The following is a 1818-nucleotide window of genomic DNA, read 5'->3' as shown; positions in this document are numbered from 1 at the left end:
TAGGATATTGGCTTCGCGCATCTTGTTGTCCAAGTGTAGTTTTTAGCGAAACCATTTGATCATGCAACAAGATGCGCTTCCACCCTAATTTGATGATTTATTTGTAAATCATCAGGGGATTCTTCAGTACTTTGCACGACTTATTATTTTTAATAAATCGAAAATAGTATGGTTACATTGAAAGGCACCAATAAATAATGACCATTTTATAGATCAACATATTGATTATGAATTGTAATAAATTCAGACTTATTATTGAGCACAGCCATAACACACTTAGGATCAAACTGTTGACCCGCATTATCCTCAAGATAAGCAAATGCATCCTCAAACGACCATGCCTCTTTGTATGGTCGTTTGCTTGTTAAGGCATCCAGAACATCAGCAACAGTGACTATTCTTGCTTCTAACGGAATATCCTCTCCTTTTAATCCCTCAGGGTATCCCTTACCATCGAAACGTTCATGATGGTAGTTGATAATATTTTTTAACATCTCCGTATGGTGTATCCCATTGAGACTAAACTCATTAATCATCAAATTAATCATCTCACTACCTTTAATGGTATGAGTTTTCATCACCTCAAATTCTTCAGCGGTTAATTTCCCTGGCTTCAATAGTATTGCATCTGGCACGGCGATTTTACCTATATCATGTAACTCAGAAAATAGATAAATAAACTCAACTTCCTCATCACTTAATCCTAACTCTTTTGCGACTGTTTTAGCGATGATGCGCGAATATGAAGACATTCGGTGTAAATGATTTGCCGTTTCTTCATCACGATAACGACCAAAGGCTCTGGCAGTAATAAGTGCCCCATTAAATGTCTGAATAGAAAGAAATTCAACTGCAATGATACCTGCTAGGATTTGTGCATATGCGGAAAGTTCAGCACGTATTGCATCATCAAAATAACTACTCTCTTTAGAGTTACAAAATAAAAAACCAACAAAACGATCATTAAAATACAATGGTTCGGTATAACTAGATTCGTAGCCCGCCTCAAGCACTTTTCGACTATGTTCAGAACTATATATAAGTTGAGTACATAAATTATCTAATACCCTAGCTTGGCGGCTTTCCACTATATGTTGGAGAGACGGTGTTTCGCTCAATTTTGCCTCATATAAACTCAACGGTGGCTTACCATCTGTACTATGCACAAAGGTTTTAATTTTATCTGTATGTTGATCATATATAGCAATTGCGATTCTAGTTAATTTGTCAAAATTTTTACGGAGTCGTGCATGAACATAATGCACTCGTTCATTTATTGTCCTGTCCATGATTCACTCCGCAATTAAATCTCAATAATTACAATACGAACATATTCGTTAGCGATAAAAACAACTGTTTTTTATCGCTAACCAAAGGTTTGACTTAAATTTTTAAGTTGATTTGCTCTATTCAATAAATTTTTACTCGTCGCACTGACGCCTTCAACTTTCATACTATTGTCATGGGATATTGATGAAATAAGATTAATATTTCTATTAATATCTTCAATCACGGCTTGTTGCTCAGTTGCAGCTGAAGATATTTGGCTGGAAAAAGCGGATACTTTATCTATTTCAACCGTAATATGATTTAAATATTCCGCTCCAATTCGAGTGCTAGAAAGGCAAGTATTCGTTCTACCGACATTCAAATGCATCAACTCTTTCCATTCATTCAGTGTACGCTGAATACTGAAGAATCCCCTGATGATTTACAAATAAATCATCAAATTAGGGTGGAAGCGCATCTTGTTGCATGATCAAATGGTTTCGCTAAAAACTACACTTGGACAACAAGATGCGCGAAGCCAATATCCTA

The 1818-nt window shown here is 35.8% G+C and carries 2 protein-coding genes; both read right to left on the bottom strand.

Annotated features, from left to right (window positions below):
- Positions 1-206 precede the first annotated feature (206 nt).
- Positions 207-1289, bottom strand: a complete 1083-nt coding sequence (locus AEA42_RS00425; RefSeq protein ID WP_037428419.1) for an HD domain-containing phosphohydrolase — start codon at positions 1287-1289, stop codon at positions 207-209.
- 77 nt (positions 1290-1366) lie between these two features.
- Positions 1367-1657: a hypothetical protein gene (locus AEA42_RS00420; protein ID WP_055646651.1), complete on the bottom strand. Its 291-nt coding sequence runs from the start codon at positions 1655-1657 to the stop codon at positions 1367-1369.
- Positions 1658-1818 lie beyond the last annotated feature (161 nt).

Origin of the sequence: Shewanella sp. Sh95 (assembly GCF_001308045.1) — a bacterium.
Classification (GTDB): Bacteria; Pseudomonadota; Gammaproteobacteria; order Enterobacterales; family Shewanellaceae; genus Shewanella; species Shewanella xiamenensis.
This window is presented reverse-complemented; position numbering and strand designations above follow the sequence as displayed.